Here is a 15,833-nt window from a genome sequence, read left to right as displayed (position 1 = left end):
TAGGAGGAACAGAATGAATAACAATGAAATTGTCTCAAAACTTTGGGGATTAGCAAATGTATTACGTGATGATGGAATTACCTATCAACAATATGTAACGGAATTAACATATATTTTATTTTTAAAAATGATGAAGGAACAAGAAACAGAAAGTGTTATTCCAGAAGGTTATCGTTGGGATGACTTATTAGCAAAAGAAGGTATTGAGTTAAAAGAATTTTACCAAGCATTATTATTAAAGCTAGGATCTTCAGAAACAGAAAATGAACGTCTACGTGCGATTTATAGTAGTGCATCTACAAGCATTGATGAACCGAAAAACTTAGAAAAACTTATCAAGTCCATTGATGAATTAGACTGGTACAATGCGAAAGAAGAAGGTCTTGGTGATTTATATGAGGGGCTTCTTGAAAAAAATGCTAGTGAGAAAAAATCAGGTGCAGGTCAATACTTTACACCACGTGTACTTATCGATGTGATGGTCGAATTAATCGATCCAAAGCCAGGAGAAAAACTGAATGACCCAGCAGCAGGTACATTTGGTTTTATGATTGCGGCTGATCGCTATTTAAAAGAAAAAACAGATGATTATTTTGAATTAACATCTGAGCAAGCAGAATTTCAAAAGAAAGAAGCATTTACTGGTATGGAGCTTGTAAAGGATACACATCGACTGGCTCTTATGAATGCTTTGTTACATGATATTGAGGGGCCACTGGAACAAGGTGATACATTATCTGCCAATGGTAAGTGGATGAAAAACTTTGATGTTGTGTTAACAAATCCACCATTTGGTACGAAAAAAGGTGGCGAACGCGCAACACGTGATGACTTAACGTTTGAAACATTGAATAAGCAATTAAATTTTCTACAAGTAATTTATAATTCATTAAAAAAGGATGGTAATGCACGCGCAGCTGTTGTGCTTCCAGATAATGTTCTTTCAAATGATACCATTGGTTCTGAAATACGAAGAGATTTAATGAATAAATGTAATTTGCATACTATATTAAGATTACCTAAAGGTATATTTTATGCAAAAGATGTAAGTACAAATATTTTATTTTTTGAAAGAGGCAAAAGTGATTCTAAAAACACTGAAGGCGTTTATTTTTATGATTTACGATCTAATATGCCTAGTTTTGGTGTGAGAACACCTCTAGTGAAAGAGCATTTAAAAGGTTTTGTAAATGCATATTCTGCAAAGGATCGTTCAGAAGTAGATGATCCTAGATGGACTTATTACTCTAGAGAAGAAATATCGAAAAATGGAGATTCATTAGATTTAGGTATAATTGAAAAAACTGTCCATCTTATAACTAACAATAATATATCTACTTCAGAACTTATTCAAAGCACTATTAGTAACTTGGATAAAGCTATTATAATATTAAAGGGGATAGATGAAAAAATAAAACGCATAAATCTTTCTAGCGACTTAACTGAAAAAAATAATGATAATAAAGTAAATTTTGAATTTAAATATGATATACCGGCATCATGGAAATGGGTTAAAATCACAGAAGTTCTTAAGAAAATGAAAAATATCGATCCTGCAAAATTAGAGTGTGAAAACTTTCATTATATAGATGTAGATGCCATTGATAACAAAAATCACAATTTAAGAGAATATAAAATTGTTCCTGTTAAAGATGCGCCGAGTCGTGCAAAAAGAGTAATTGATAAAAACGATGTATTAATTTCATTAGTTAGACCCTATCTGAAAAACATTGCTCTAATTGATTTTGAAGATGGCAAATTAATAGGGTCAACAGCTTTTTATGTTTGTAAATGTAATGAGCTTATTAGTCCTGAGTATTTATATTATTATTTATTATCAAATACGTGTACAGCTTATTTGAAAAAATATACTAAGGGGGATAATTCTCCTTCTGTAAGAACTAGTGATTTTGAAAAATTATATGTCCCTTTACCTCCAATATCAGAACAATTAAGAAGGGTAAAAGAGGTTAATGATATATTCAAACAAATTGATGAAGTTATTGAGTTAACAAATAATGAAGAAATAATGAATGAATTAAAGAAATCTATTTTAGCAAAAGTTTTAGGAGAAGAGTTATAATTTATTAAATGGAAATTGTTTTATTTAGGAATATCAAGGATTGTTATTGTATACCGGAATATTTAAAATTAATTTTAAACAACTTTATTGTTCTTAAATTACCTTACATTGCAAATGGTAAACAGTTTTTAAACAACTATAAGACCACCTACAATTTAATTTAGTAGGTGGTTACTGCATTTATAGAGTTAGAATTAAACAACTTTATTATCTCCACACAGAAATAAAGATTAACCGTTTCGCCCCTTTAGATATTTTTATCTAAAGGGGTGTTTTTATGTCCAAAAGAAAAAGAATATCTGAAGTTGAAAAGTGGATAAAAGAAGGATGAGGAACAGGACGCGGAGTAGATTATAAACCGTTGGTAAACGTTCAAGTTGTTTTTTTAGCGTAATTTGTACGTTTTATTGTAATCTTATTACAGATTTTTAATTGGGAGGGTGTTATAAGTGGATTTGTTTATTATTGGGAATGGATTTGATTTAGGACATGGTTTACATACAAGGTATTGGAATTTTCGTTGCTATTTAGAAGAACATCGAGGAGACTTCTTGAGGGATTTCGAAGAGAAATATTATTTCTGGGGAGAAGAGTTACAAACTTATCTATGGAATGATTTGGAATTTAATTTAGCTAATATTGATGAAATTGTATTGACTGAACAAATGTTTCAAACTACGGATTTGGGGCTGGAAAGTGGAAATATTGGTATAGAAGATACTTTGAATTATTACTTCGAAGGCAAATTTAAGTACATTGAAGAATTAACTATCTATTTAAAAGAATGGATTGAAGTAGTAAATCAAGAGTTGGACGGTATAAATAGAAGGACATCTTTAATCAATGAAAGCCATCAAGATATATTTATAAACTTTAATTACACCACTACTTTGGAGGATATTTACAATATTTCAAGACGGAATGTTTTACATATACACGGTGTAGTAGATTCAGATGATGAATTAGTGTTAGGGCATTCAAATTCATCTAGAATAAATTACTTTAATGAAAAGTATAAAGACTATCAAAATAGATTTGATGAACAATGGGCACCAATATATAATGTCCTAACTGACTATTGTTCTAAAACATATAAAGATGTAAATAATTATATATATAAACTATCTTCATTGAATTTTGATGCTGTTGAAAGAGTAATTATAATTGGTCATTCTTTAGGTGATGTTGATTTTCCATATTTTGAAGAAGTTAAGGAACGTGTTAATGGAAATACAGAATGGCATGTTTATTATTACGATGAGAATGATATTGAAATTTTTAGAGATAAATTGACGCAAATAGGCATAATTGAACAATATATAAAATTTGTTCACTGTGACACATTTTATGATTTACCTTTAGTAGAGCAAACAATAGAAAATTAAAAATGTGTAATTTTTTAATTTACTTTTGATCAATCTTTTTTATAAAAATTTCATCATGTCAAAATTAAACCCACGCTTTTTGATTAATCTTTGTTCAAAATATAAGGGGTTCTTTTATGATGTTTTGCGGTACAGGTCTTGCTGCAGTTGAGAAATCTTTTGTGTTAAGCAACGTCTACTCTGCATCATACCCAGCTTCATCCAGGCTAATGAGAACCTTGGCAAAGTCTCATCCTCCATTAACTGAAAACAAGTTCTTAACGTTTTCAATGCACAAATATTTAGGCTTATTTTCTTCTTTTTGGCTGTTGAGGAGTGCAATCGTTTTGTAAAATAGTCTAGATCTTGCTCCTTTAAGTCCAGTTGCGTGCCCCGGGGAGAAAGAAAAGTAAATTGTCCTTTTTTATCAACTATGTAGATTCCTTCTTTATTCATTGGCATATCTCTTTCTTGATTGGAATATGTGTTCTGTAAATAGGAAAATATATGTCTATAAAATTTGCAATTTTTAAATGGGTGTTTTATCTGATATTTTGTGCATTGAAATATCTCTAAAAAATAGGATTTTCTTTGTCTTTTCGTACGATGATTATTTTTGATATAGGGGTTAGTCTATAGGTTGTTTTTGCCGATTCCCTTGAAAGTGTTGTTGTATTATACTTTGTGGTCTATGATAGCAACCCTATTATTCCCTCATGTATGTTGACATAAGGGCTTATTTGCATATGTATCACTTTTTTATGTACAATGAAAGAAAAATATCATATGAGATGGGGAGAGGAAAACCCATGTCCAACCAACAATTAGTGAATTTACGCATTGATTTTGCTTTTAAACAATTATTTGGCACAAGTGGAAATGAAGATATTCTCATTGCTTTTTTAAATGCGATGTTACAAGATTCTTTAGAATCCCCCATTGTTTCGTTACAATTAGAAGATCCACATTTGCATCGAGAACATGAAGAGGATAAATTATCGATTTTAGATATTTCTGCTACATTAGATACGGGAACAAAGGTAAATGTAGAAATACAGCTGAATAACAATCATGACATGATGAAGAGAAGTTTATACTACTGGGGAAGGCTATATACATCCCAACTACAAAAGGGAATGCCATATAGTTCTCTTCACAAAACAATTACGATTAATTTATTAAATTTTGTGATGTTCCCAGAATATGAAGTGTTTTACACGACAGGAATATTGTGGAATAAACAGCAACAAAAGAAGTTAAGTGATGATATTGAAATTCATATCGTGGAAATTCCAAAATTAATGCAACAATGGCGGAATGAACAAGTTAATCCTTGGGAAGATTCGTTTGTTCGCTGGTTATTATTACTTCCAGCGAATGAAGATGAACATTTAACCCAAACATTGGAGGATATTGCGATGAACCAAGACCCAATTTTAAAAAAAGCGATGAATAAATGGGAACGTATGAGTCAAGATTCTTCTTTCCGAAAAGCGTATGAAGCAAGGGAAAAAGTGTTGATGGATGAAGCCGCAAAATTTGCGTATGCAGAACAAAAAGGGATTGAAAAGGGCATTGAAAAAGGAAAAATGCAGCTTATTCGTGGTATGTACAAAAACGGAATGCCAATAGAAGATATTGCAAAGTTTACAAATTTACGGATAGAAGAAATACGAAACATTTTACAAGCTTAAATAATTAAAAATAGGGGCTGGGACAAAACCCATCTCTAAACTAAAAAGCCGTTGAAATTTTTTTCATAAAAAATAAGGACCATTTCTGATAAAATTAAGTCACCAAAACAAAATAATACAGAAAGAGGGATCCTTATGTTTAAAAATTATAACATGAACCAATTCGTTTTGTCTTTAGATTTAGAAGTGAAGTTAAAAAAGAATGATATTGCCTTCCATGTCCACCATTTAGTTGAAAGTATACCGCCCGAAGCGTTTGAACCATTCCTTTGAAAAGAGGGCTGTCCTGCCTACCATCCACGCATGATGCTTAAAATTATCTTATGTGCCTACACGCAATCTGTCTTCTCAGGGCGCAAAATTGAAGCTAGTTATGTCCCAGCCTCGTTTTTATGTCCAAAAGAAAAAGAACATCTGAAGTTGAAAAGTGGATGAAACAAGGTCGAGGTTTAGGGATTGGTGTAGATTATAAACTGTGGCTAAATATTTAAGGTGTTTCCTCTCTTGTAGATTTGAAAGAAAGTCGCGATGTTTCTAAAAAAAGATACCATGCTTTATCTTTTCAATTAAGAAGTACCGCTACATCGTCATCAGGCTCAGCTTATAACAGCTTGCTTACAATTTTCTTTTTGATATGGTGAGATCAAAAGAGATCACTGTTATAGAGAACAAAAAATAGAAGGAGTCCCACAGGTTAAAATACTTATGGGACTTCTTCTATTTTTGTTAATATCTTGTTTTATACAATACTAGTTCATTCATCTTTAACGAACGGATGTCTTGTCTTGAGAGTTTGAATATTTATAGAATCCTTCTCCAGTTGCGATTCCAAGTTTTCCTTTATCGATGTACTCGGTTTTTAAGAGTTTAGCTAGTTTTTCAGATTTTTTGTCCCCTGCTTTTCCTTTTTCATATGAAATATTATAAGCGGTAGTAATTCCTACTATATCTAAAATTGCAAATGGGCCGTTTGGTGCTCCTGTTGCAACCATCCATGTTTTATCAATTGTTTCTGGATCAGCTACTTCGTTTAATAAAAGCATCTGAGCTGCCTCTAAAAATGGAACTAATAAAGAATTTAAAATATAACCTGGTTGTTCTTTGTGTAAAGGTAAAGCAACCATTCCAATAGCTTTTGCAAATTCGATTACTTCATCAAATACTTTCATATCTGTTTTTGGATGTCTCATAACTTCGGCTGTGTTATTTTTCCAAATTTCATTAGCGAAGTGTAAAGCTAAAAATTTCTCTGGGCGTCCTGTTGCTTCTGCAAACTGGCTTGGTAACAATGTAGAAGTGTTCGTTGTAAAAATAGTTTTCTCAGGTGCTAAATTTCCTAGCTTCGTGTAAAAATCCGTTTTAATTTGAGCGACTTCTGGTATTGCTTCAATCACAAGATCAGCATCTGCAACTGCTGTTGCTAAATCAGAGGTAAAAGAAAGACGGTTATAAGCTACACGTACATCTTCCTCTGTCGCATTTAAATCTTTCTGATAGTTCATCATTAATTGATTGAAGTGTTTTTTAGCACGTTCTAATGCTTCATCATTGATGTCATATACAAATACATGGAATCCTTTAAAAGCTGTTTGAAACGCAATTTGACTACCTAAAACGCCGCTACCAGCAACAGTAATATTTTTATAGTTCATATCGATGTCCCCTTTATTAACGAATATAATATTTAATGAACATAAATATTATATTATGATAAGGTAACGAATGAAAGTAATTAGCTTACATATTAAATGATATTTTTTATAAAAAAAGAACTATTATTCTTTTTTTATTAATGTTAGCATACCGAATCAAAAATTTTTTTAGGCATAGCAGATGTTTTTGTAAGAAAAGGGCTTTACATCACCATTGTGATTTCGACATTTATCAAACACGATTTCCTTCAAAAACTTCAGCACATATATGGGACAGGAAGTAACGATGGGACAAAACGTGGAGACCGCCTTAAAATCAAATTTTATATAAATTTGTTAATAAAAATTAAAAAGCCTTGAAGTTTACGTTGCGTCATTTTATATACTGTTCAATAACTACTATATATATCCATATTGTCTTTCGACATATAAGTTGCAGCTATGGATAACAAAAGATAACCTACACTTGTTTTTTCTCTTGGTATGGGGTACGGAAAAAGGATCTAATCGCTTCTATACATGAACGAATGCACTCTCCGCCTAAAAAGAAGAGCTTTATATCGTTTTTTAATTTGTATTTATATATTTAGAGATACTTAGATAAAAGGGATTAGGAGAATAGGAGGTTTTTAGATGAAACAGGGAGATATTATTATTTATGGGTGTGTCATTATAGGTGCAGGTATCGGACTGACATTGGATCATGCATTTCCTGGTGTACTGATTGGCTTAGGAGCAGGATACTTAATTAAAAATTTTTTTGGTAAAGAAGAATAAATGTGGAATGAATAAAATAATGGTTAACGATAACGTACAGAAAGGTAGGTTTATCCGTTGATACACATTAATAAGGTTGGGGAGCTGACAGGTGTTACAGTAAGAACACTGCGTTACTATGATCAAATCGGATTATTAAAACCTGCGTCCAAAACAGAGGGTGGCCATCGTTTATATACGAATGAAGAAATAAAAAAATTACAGCAGGTTCAATTTTTAAAAAAGGTTGGATTTTCGTTACATGAGATTAAGAATATGCTTGCTTCCAGTGCATGGGATTGGTCAGATAGTTTAAGGAGACAATTATCTTTTGTAATAAAAGAACAGGAAAATTTAAAGAGAATAGAGTTATCCTTACGTGAAATGATACATGGAATCGCGATAGAAGGAGAAGAAAACTGGGCTGCGATTCAGAAGATTATGCAACTATCTAGTAAAAAAGATAAAGAAATACAGCAATATTATCTTGAATCTGTATTTAAAGACAGAGAAATGAAACTATGGGAAAAGGTTCCCAATATGACAAGTGAGAACGCTGATTCACTAGAATGGATTGCTTTGATAGGTCAGTTAAAGCGTTATATGAAGGATGGTCCAAAAGCAACCAAAGTCCAAAATGTCATTAGAAGAATGGATGAAAAGCGCTTAGAGGAATTTGAAGGTGAGGATGAATTTTTAGATAAGCTTTGGGAAATAAGGATGTCGCCAAAACAATCAGAGAAACTGAGATTATATCCAATTGACCAAGATGTGCTTGAGTTTATGGATCAGGCATATGCCATTTTTATCGCTGAAAAGAATAATCCCCAACCGGAATAAGGGGGAAAGAAGGATGAGTACAGAACTACTTCTCCTAATAGGGGGATTGGCTTTATTGGATACGCTAAGCCCAGCCACATTAGGGGTAACAGTATATTTGCTTTTAACAGATAAAGAGAAACTTACTAAACGTTTATTGGTTTATGTATTGACGGTAGCAGGATTTTATTTTGCTGTTGGAGTTTCACTCATGTTAGGGTTAGATTTCTTGCTTGAGATGATTTCTGGCGTATTTCAAAATCGAATCGTAAGCTGGGCGTTCTTTATTATTGGGGTAATATTGTTCATAGCGAGTTTTTATGTTCCAACAAAGAAAAGTTCAGACCTACCTGTACCAAAATCAAAAAGTATTCTTTCAATGGTAGCTCTAGGATTCACTACTTCATTCATTGAAGTAGGTACTGCACTTCCTTATTTTGCAGCAATTGGCATAATGACTACTTCTAATCTATCGTGGGTGGAATGGTCTTCTATTTTAGCTGGATACAACTTTATTATGGTGTTTCCTTCCCTTGTGCTGTTTCTCTTCTATCTCCTGTTTGGAAGGCGAATGCAAACATCTCTCGAGAAGCTTCGAGTGAAAATCGCTAATCATACAGGATCGGCTCTTTCGTGGATTATGTGTATAGTTGGAATTCTCCTGATTTTGAATAGCCTGGATTATTTATAGGGTGTAGAGTATTAGATAAAAATAGAATTATTCAACAATCGGGACAGTTATTCCAATTGTTATTGGGATAATAAGGCAACGAAAAATTAAATAATTCGGGCCGAATAAACAATCTAATTTACATGGCTATATTGTTATTTTACATGTTGTGATTTGAAATAAAGTTACGATGTTTTTTAAAAATAAATAAAGTTTCTGTAGTATCTAAAGAAAAGAGCCGACTCTAAAAATATTCAGTGTCGGCTCTTTTATACAATAATAGAATGGCTATTTATTTCTACTATGGAATGGCAATAAAGTCGTACCGTTTATCCTTTTAGATACACATTGTCTAAAGGAGGTTCCGTCAAGCAAAAGACATAAAACTCACGTTCAGATATTTGATTAGTGATAACCCTATAAGGAATCGACTTTTTTATTTATCACTTTAAAGGTGGATATTTTAAATCTTTTAATTCTTTTGAGGTAAGTCCATTACCACCCCATATTTTCTTCTGAATAACATCTGCTTTGCTATGATAAGCAGAAAAATAAACTACTCCATCTTGGTATTGATACTGATAATAAATATTGGAATCTTCTCCTTTTATAAATACACAATACCAATAACCACCTTGCTTCCAATCTTTATTAAAGTCTTCAATCACTATATCTTCTTTCTTAATACCCTGTTTATCCATGTATTCATGAATAGAATTTGAAGCTTTGTAACGATGATATGAGAAATAAGAAAAAATGACTCCTAGTGATAGTAACAAAACTAGTAAAATAATCATTTTTTTGGACATATTAACCCCTTTTAATTGTATGTTTTAACTAAGCTAGGTTTCATTTGAAATTTATCGATTAAACCATATGGAGCTACAAATCCACTCGAAGGAATCATTACTGGAGCTGATCCAGTACCATAATAGTAAGCTTGATAAACGATTTTAAAACAATAGGTAGGATTCTTACTATATAAATGATGATCTATTCCATATCTAGGAAAAATATTTTGTTTAGCACTTCCTGTAGTAGAATAGTAATTTCTATCAGCCCAAGATGCGGCCTGTCTTGCTAAACTATTATTACTTAATCGGTAAACTTTAACCCACCCTTTTTTCTTATATTCATTAATCCATGTGGCTGTTGATAATGGTCTCCATAGTAATTCTAATTTCCTCCTAAAATAGATTAATATAACGATAAAATGATATTAATCTCTGAATGTTAACATAATTTCACTTAAGGAAGGAGGGTGTTTTTAATTTTGAAATTGAATATGCAATATTACATATTTGCCTATATAATTTTTACACGATTCATGTAACATAAATATTCATTTTAATTGCAACCTTTAACGTACTAGAATCAAGTTTTTAATTTCCGAAATATGTACTTTATTTCAAATCAACAATAGTAACAATAATTTGGATTAAAGAACTGTTGAGTGATATCATAGTTGTCCCGTTAAAGGACACGATTTAGGAAAAGAAGTAAAAGATCGATATATATTAGTTATGTCTAATATATATCGATCTTTATTTTTTGACTTTTTACGATTAAGGTCTTGATAACCCTTTTTTTATGATCGTTTACTTAAGGGTATTCGGATTGATTTGTGGAGGTGAATATGAGCATTAAAGTGCTAAACCATTAACAACTTAGGGTGGCTGAGTAGTTATGAATCAATGTAATAACCCTAATCGAAAAGCAGAAGCGACGACTTGTGTGCGATTCTTTGCTTTTAGTTTGGTCATTAAACTGCTTACATAATCTCTTACTGTATGCTCACTTAAGAACAATAATCCGCCTATTTTTTTATTGTCGTACCCTTCTGCTAGTAAATCAAGAATTGTGGATTCTCTTTCTGTTAAGTGAATCTCTGAAGTTTTTTGTACTTTTTCACCTTTTCTCGATAAAAATAAGCCGAGACGTTTTCCTACTTGTTCGAGTAAATCTAACTCATCTTTCGAACAGTCAAATTCTTCTCCTAACTGATCAAAAGTAAGCCATCCAAACAATTGGTCTTGATAGGTAATCGGTATAAAGATGATGGAAGATAGATTAAATAATTGTATATGTTCCTCTTTTATATAGTTTTTCGGTTTTTTTAGATAAATAGGTTTTTTGAAGTGAAAAACAGTATTCTGCTCATTAAGCTGTCCTTTCATACTCTGTACTTTTGGAAGCTCTGCGCCAATCACACCATAGAATTGATTTGACCAAGGGACATAAGCGTAAAAAACACATCGTTTATAATGAAAATACTCTTCACATTTTTTTAATATATAGGCTAGATTTTGAACTCCTGAAGAGCGAATAAGGAGTTTATTTAATTTGTCCAACGATTGGAGTTTTTTAAGCTCCTTATTGTTATGGGAATGTTTCTGAGTAAGGTCTGTTATATTTTCATCTATCCAATTGTTATAACGATGGACAAGGTGAGTGAAGATGGATAATAAAAACATTAGTATAGCAATCATTCTGTCATATTTTATTTGAATCATGAGTGTGATCAAAGCTTTTTTGAAAATCAATTGAAACAGGTTAAAACTTTTCATATTTAAAATCGATAACTGGGATTGCAGCCAAGTATCTAAGTGATTCGTATAATCTTCGTTTATATCTTCCATATTCGAGAGATGTAAAGTCTGAAAAAATGAATGTAGCAACACATCAGTTATGTTTCGATCTGACTCGGAAATGGAAGGTTCTAGATTGAGGTAGATATTTATATTTTCTTCGATCTGTTTGCGATGAGTTTTAATAAACAATACAAATTCTTGAAACGTAATGCCTTCATAAGGATGAAATGGTTGAGTCATAAGAACTTTTTCTCCTTTACATAAAATAACCCTATAAATGGAGGATGTTTATCTTATTATTATACAGCATCTTATAGGATAGTATTTCAAAATGAAAGCAGTAAAATGGAAGAGTATAGCTTAGTGAATCTTTTTGAATCTGATTATAAATGATCAAAAAGATTCTTTATTTTACACTATAAACATCGTTGTAATGATGCGTACTTTGTTATGGGCTAGAAAATAAAGTAGCTATTATAACAGGTGAGTATGCAAGGATCAGTAAAAAAACTAGCGGTATAATCGGATTACTCGATAAGTGCAGAATTTGTAATTGATGGTGGAGCAGCTAGATAAATGTAAGAATGTTTAAAAGGAAGAGAATGGAGAGATTGCGATGAGATTAAAAGATAAAGTAGCAATTGTAACAGGTGGCGCAAGTGGAATTGGTGAAGCGACTGTTCGCCTGTTTGTTGAAGAAGGAGCAAAGGTAGTTATTGCTGATTTTTCAGAACGTGGTAAAGATTTATCAGAAGAATTAAATGCGAATGGATATAATACGTTATTTGTTAAAACGGACGTAACAAAAGAAGAAGATGTAAAACAGATGATTCATGAAACCGTGAATACATACGGTAAGTTAGATATTATGTATGCAAATGCTGGTATTGCTGATGATGCACCAGCAAATGAATTATCCTATGAAAAATGGAAAAGAATTATTGACATTAACTTGTCAGGAGTGTTTCTTTCTGATAAATATTCAATTGAACAGTTTCTTAAACAAGGAACAGGCGGTGTCATTGTTAATGCTGGTTCCATTCATAGTTTTGTTTCATTACCAGCTCCAACAGCTTATTCGTCTGCAAAAGGTGGTGTGAAGCTATTAACTCAAAACTTATGTACTGCTTATGCGAAAGATGGCATTCGTGTTAATGCGGTTTGCCCTGGGTATATTGATACTCCTTTACTTGCAAGTGTTGATCCTCAAAAGAAAGAATATTTAAGTTCTCTTCATCCACAAGGTAGACTTGGAAAACCAGAGGAAATAGCTAAAGCTGTCCTATTTTTAGCAAGTGACGACGCTAGCTTTGTGAATGGTACAACCCTTCTTGTTGATGGTGGCTATACGGCACGTTAATCGAAAGAAGAGGATATCTTCTCATAATAAGCAAAGTAAGACATTTTTTAATGAATCTTTTATCGAGGAGCTTCATTCTCCACTGATTATGAGCCCTCACCATTTGGGCTGTTATTGCTCTAAAATAGCAAGATCAATGTTTTTGAACGAATTTTTTAAACCAATAGTTGCTGTAGTTTTAAAAATAAAGTCGTACTATTTTACCCCTTTAGATCATCCTATCTAAAGGGGTATTTTTAAAATTAAAAATAAGATTGAGGTTCAGATGATAAACCGTAGATACTTAACATGATAAGATTCATACTAATATTATAATTTAATTTTTATTGTCACAGCTATTTTTCATTGTATTAGGAGTCACGGGTTGGATACCTAATTTGGGAGATATTGATGGAAAGTTAGTTGGAAAAATTGCTGAATCTTCAATTTTTAGGAAGTGGTTCACCTTTTATAAAAATAAATTTTTTTGTTGTTCAGTTGTAGATCTAGTCTTAGAGGGAGAAAATTATTGTTTTGTATAGTACATGAGAATTTGAAAGATTTTAATGTAAGACTAGTAATTTGCTCGTTTGGACTTTTTTCATTATCGGATGATGTCTTCTAAAATCTTAGTGTTATTCGCAAACCGTTCCAGTTGCAATACCAGTTGGGGCATCATCTACTGGAATGATATTACTAACCGTATTGGTAGTAGTATCAATAACCGAGACTGTATCATCACCTTGATTTGTAACATAGGCAAGAGATCCATCTGGCAAAATAGCTACTTGGTCAGGTGATAGTCCAACAGGGATAGTAGCAATTACTGTATTCGTAGCAGTATCAATAACGGATACATTGTTACTCTCTTTATTTACAATGTAAATAAGAGTTCCATCTGGTGTAATGTCTGCACCGACAGGAGCGTTCCCCACGTCAATGGTATTGATAACCGTATTGGTAGCAGTATCAATGACGGAGACTGTATCAGTTAAGGTTATATCATTACCTTGATTTGTAACATAAGCACGAGTTCCATCTGGTGTAAGGATGATAGATCTAGGACGATCTCCAACGGCAATCGTAGCAATAGTGGTGTTGGTAGTAGTATCAATAACGGAGACTGTATCATCTAATTCGTTTGCCACGTAAGCACGAGTACCATCTGGAGAAAAAGCGATTCCTTGTGGAGCATTCCCAACGATAATTGTACCAATCACGGTATTGGTAGCAGTATCAATAACGGAAACGGTATTGGTGCCATGATTTGAAATATAAGCAGTTGCTCCGTTTGGAGAAATTGCTACACCAAGTGGATCTTCTCCAACGGCAACCGTAGCAATAACTGCATTGGTAGTAGTATCAATAACGGAGACTGTATTAGAGAAAATGTTTGAAACATAAGCTCTTGTTCCATCTGGTGAAACCGCTACTTCAAGGGGCGCATCTCCTACAGGAATTGTAGCGGTTACCGTATTTGTTACTGAATGAATGACAGATACGGTATCATTTGCTGGATCACCCATAGCTCCTGCATTGGTGACATAAACAAGAAAATTACACGTCGGCCCAGTCGGCCCAGTCGGCCCAGTCGGCCCAGTCGGTCCAGTTGGTCCAGTTGGTCCAGTTGGTCCAGTCGGCCCCGTAATTCCGGTCAATCCTGTAGCGCCGGTCGGTCCCGTAATTCCGGTGGATCCTGTTGTTCCGGTTGGCCCCGTAATTCCGGTGAATCCCGTAGCACCGGTCGGTCCCGTAATTCCGGTGGATCCTGTTGTTCCGGTTGGCCCCGTAATTCCGGTGGATCCCGTAGCGCCGGTTGGTCCTGTAATTCCGGTGGATCCCGTAGCGCCGGTCGGTCCCGTAATTCCGGTCGGCCCCGTAATTCCGGTGAATCCCGTAGCACCGGTCGGTCCCGTAATTCCGGTCGGCCCCGTAACTCCGGTGGATCCCGTAGCACCGGTCGGTCCCGTAGCACCGGTTGGTCCCGTAGCACCGGTGGATCCCGTAGCACCGGTCGGTCCCGTAGCACCGGTTGGTCCCGTAGCACCGGTGGATCCCGTAGCACCGGTCGGTCCCGTAGCACCGGTTGGTCCCGTAGCTCCAGTCGGTCCTGTAGCACCGGTCGGTCCAGTTGGCCCCGTACTATTTATGAGTGAACTGTTTAAGATTCCTTGTAAAATCAATTCAAATATTTGATGCAATGAAGTATTCGATATATTTGAACAACCAACAAGTAAAGATAAGTTTTGAAATAGAAATTTAAATAATGCTGAGATTTGAGTGAGAGAGGCAGTGAGTAAGGAACGGATTAGTTGTTGGATGGTTTGTAGAACTAAACTTTGTTGGGGAGTATTTGGTTTTACTGCTGCTAATAAATCGTATAATGACTGTAAGGCAGATTGAAGTGCTTGTGCCGTTGTTGGGTTTGGGGTTGTGAAAAAGGAAAGAATAGCATGATTTAACAAGTTTATGATTTGTAATAAGTCTTGTTGTTGAGAGAGTGACAAGAAGATAGGTGTACAACAATTGCTAGTATCACAAGAAGAAACATAAGGCGGCCAAAATTTTTTACAAGGATCTGGTGGATTCGATTTTTTATTATAACCCATAAAAAACCTCCTATATATTCCTATGATTATGAAATATTGTATGTATCTATCATGTTTTGTGCCTTAATCTTTCTACAAATTTATTTTTTGAATGTAACCCTCTCTTTGCATTTGGACTGAACATTTTGGGTTGTGGAACCCCTTGTATGTCAGTAGTTCATTATTGCAGGATGTTCAGACAGAGAAGTTATTTTCTTTTAAAGTCTATGTCAATAAAATCGAGAAATTCTTATAAAATAGCCTCATAGTTCTTACA

At 33.7% G+C, this 15,833-nt stretch carries 12 protein-coding genes and 3 pseudogenes; 10 read left to right on the top strand and 5 right to left on the bottom strand.

Features of this window, described 5'->3' with window-relative positions:
• Positions 1-13: 13 nt before the first annotated feature.
• From MR063_RS15455 to MR063_RS15445, 3 genes and pseudogenes are all read left to right on the top strand, one after another.
• A pseudogene (locus MR063_RS15455) lies at positions 14-1,298 on the top strand (class I SAM-dependent DNA methyltransferase); the annotation flags it as partial.
• Positions 1,299-1,369: 71 nt separating this feature from the next.
• Positions 1,370-2,083 carry a restriction endonuclease subunit S gene (locus tag MR063_RS15450; RefSeq protein WP_277927896.1) on the top strand — a complete coding sequence of 238 codons (714 nt, stop codon included), beginning with the start codon at positions 1,370-1,372 and terminating at the stop codon, positions 2,081-2,083.
• A 449-nt stretch (positions 2,084-2,532) separates the two neighbouring features.
• Positions 2,533-3,468, top strand: a complete 936-nt coding sequence (locus MR063_RS15445) for a bacteriophage abortive infection AbiH family protein (RefSeq protein ID WP_242199151.1) — start codon at positions 2,533-2,535, stop codon at positions 3,466-3,468.
• Positions 3,469-3,646: 178 nt separating this feature from the next.
• Here the strand turns inward: MR063_RS15445 and MR063_RS15440 are convergent.
• Positions 3,647-3,853 (bottom strand): annotated as a pseudogene (locus tag MR063_RS15440) (DNA cytosine methyltransferase); the annotation flags it as partial.
• A 403-nt stretch (positions 3,854-4,256) separates the two neighbouring features.
• On the opposite strand from MR063_RS15440, the gene MR063_RS15435 reads away from it, so the two are divergent.
• Entirely contained in the window at positions 4,257-5,141 is an 885-nt protein-coding gene (locus tag MR063_RS15435; RefSeq protein ID WP_242199150.1) for an Rpn family recombination-promoting nuclease/putative transposase, read from the top strand.
• 135 nt (positions 5,142-5,276) lie between these two features.
• Positions 5,277-5,510 (top strand): annotated as a pseudogene (locus MR063_RS22205) (transposase); the annotation flags it as partial.
• 395 nt (positions 5,511-5,905) lie between these two features.
• Here the strand turns inward: MR063_RS22205 and MR063_RS15425 are convergent.
• On the bottom strand, positions 5,906-6,793 hold the full coding sequence (locus tag MR063_RS15425) for a 3-hydroxyacyl-CoA dehydrogenase (RefSeq protein WP_242199148.1): 888 nt from the start codon (positions 6,791-6,793) through the stop codon (positions 5,906-5,908).
• A 633-nt stretch (positions 6,794-7,426) separates the two neighbouring features.
• On the opposite strand from MR063_RS15425, the gene MR063_RS15420 reads away from it, so the two are divergent.
• The 3 genes from MR063_RS15420 to MR063_RS15410 are packed head-to-tail and all read left to right on the top strand — an operon-like array spanning position 7,427 to position 9,059.
• Positions 7,427-7,570 carry a hypothetical protein gene (locus tag MR063_RS15420; RefSeq protein ID WP_242145406.1) on the top strand — a complete coding sequence of 48 codons (144 nt, stop codon included), beginning with the start codon at positions 7,427-7,429 and terminating at the stop codon, positions 7,568-7,570.
• Between the two features lie 57 nt (positions 7,571-7,627).
• Positions 7,628-8,389, top strand: coding sequence for a MerR family transcriptional regulator (locus tag MR063_RS15415; protein WP_242199147.1), 762 nt, complete (start codon positions 7,628-7,630; stop codon positions 8,387-8,389).
• A gap of 13 nt (positions 8,390-8,402) precedes the next feature.
• Positions 8,403-9,059, top strand: a complete 657-nt coding sequence (locus MR063_RS15410) for a GAP family protein (RefSeq protein WP_242199146.1) — start codon at positions 8,403-8,405, stop codon at positions 9,057-9,059.
• Between the two features lie 422 nt (positions 9,060-9,481).
• Here MR063_RS15410 and MR063_RS15405 read toward each other — a convergent pair whose 3' ends face one another.
• Entirely contained in the window at positions 9,482-9,847 is a 366-nt protein-coding gene (locus MR063_RS15405; RefSeq protein WP_242199145.1) for a DUF3139 domain-containing protein, read from the bottom strand.
• 882 nt (positions 9,848-10,729) lie between these two features.
• Complete coding sequence (locus MR063_RS15400; protein WP_242199144.1) at positions 10,730-11,869, bottom strand: LuxR C-terminal-related transcriptional regulator; 1,140 nt, start codon at positions 11,867-11,869, stop codon at positions 10,730-10,732.
• A gap of 376 nt (positions 11,870-12,245) precedes the next feature.
• On the opposite strand from MR063_RS15400, the gene MR063_RS15395 reads away from it, so the two are divergent.
• Positions 12,246-12,989: an SDR family NAD(P)-dependent oxidoreductase gene (locus MR063_RS15395; protein WP_242199143.1), complete on the top strand. Its 744-nt coding sequence runs from the start codon at positions 12,246-12,248 to the stop codon at positions 12,987-12,989.
• A gap of 326 nt (positions 12,990-13,315) precedes the next feature.
• Positions 13,316-13,510: a YfzA family protein gene (locus MR063_RS15390; RefSeq protein ID WP_277927889.1), complete on the top strand. Its 195-nt coding sequence runs from the start codon at positions 13,316-13,318 to the stop codon at positions 13,508-13,510.
• Between the two features lie 93 nt (positions 13,511-13,603).
• On the opposite strand, the gene MR063_RS15385 is transcribed toward MR063_RS15390, so the two are convergent.
• On the bottom strand, positions 13,604-15,577 hold the full coding sequence (locus MR063_RS15385; RefSeq protein ID WP_242199141.1) for a beta-propeller fold lactonase family protein: 1,974 nt from the start codon (positions 15,575-15,577) through the stop codon (positions 13,604-13,606).
• Positions 15,578-15,833 lie beyond the last annotated feature (256 nt).

This window comes from Bacillus cereus group sp. BfR-BA-01492, assembly GCF_022662815.1.
Lineage (GTDB): Bacteria > Bacillota > Bacilli > Bacillales > Bacillaceae_G > Bacillus_A > Bacillus_A cereus_BD.
The sequence above is the reverse complement of the archived record's forward strand: the minus strand, read 5'-3'. Positions and strand labels throughout refer to the sequence as shown.

What these genes read in the sequence shown, in the direction of transcription:
- MR063_RS15435 (WP_242199150.1), top strand. Translation starts at nt 4,257, where the DNA reads ATGTCCAACCAACAATTAGTGAATTTACGCATTGATTTTGCTTTTAAA.
- MR063_RS15425 (WP_242199148.1), bottom strand. Translation starts at nt 6,793, where the DNA reads ATGAACTATAAAAATATTACTGTTGCTGGTAGCGGCGTTTTAGGTAGT.
- MR063_RS15420 (WP_242145406.1), top strand. Translation starts at nt 7,427, where the DNA reads ATGAAACAGGGAGATATTATTATTTATGGGTGTGTCATTATAGGTGCA.
- MR063_RS15410 (WP_242199146.1), top strand. Translation starts at nt 8,403, where the DNA reads ATGAGTACAGAACTACTTCTCCTAATAGGGGGATTGGCTTTATTGGAT.
- MR063_RS15405 (WP_242199145.1), bottom strand. Translation starts at nt 9,847, where the DNA reads ATGTCCAAAAAAATGATTATTTTACTAGTTTTGTTACTATCACTAGGA.
- MR063_RS15400 (WP_242199144.1), bottom strand. Translation starts at nt 11,869, where the DNA reads ATGACTCAACCATTTCATCCTTATGAAGGCATTACGTTTCAAGAATTT.
- MR063_RS15395 (WP_242199143.1), top strand. Translation starts at nt 12,246, where the DNA reads ATGAGATTAAAAGATAAAGTAGCAATTGTAACAGGTGGCGCAAGTGGA.
- MR063_RS15385 (WP_242199141.1), bottom strand. Translation starts at nt 15,577, where the DNA reads ATGGGTTATAATAAAAAATCGAATCCACCAGATCCTTGTAAAAAATTT.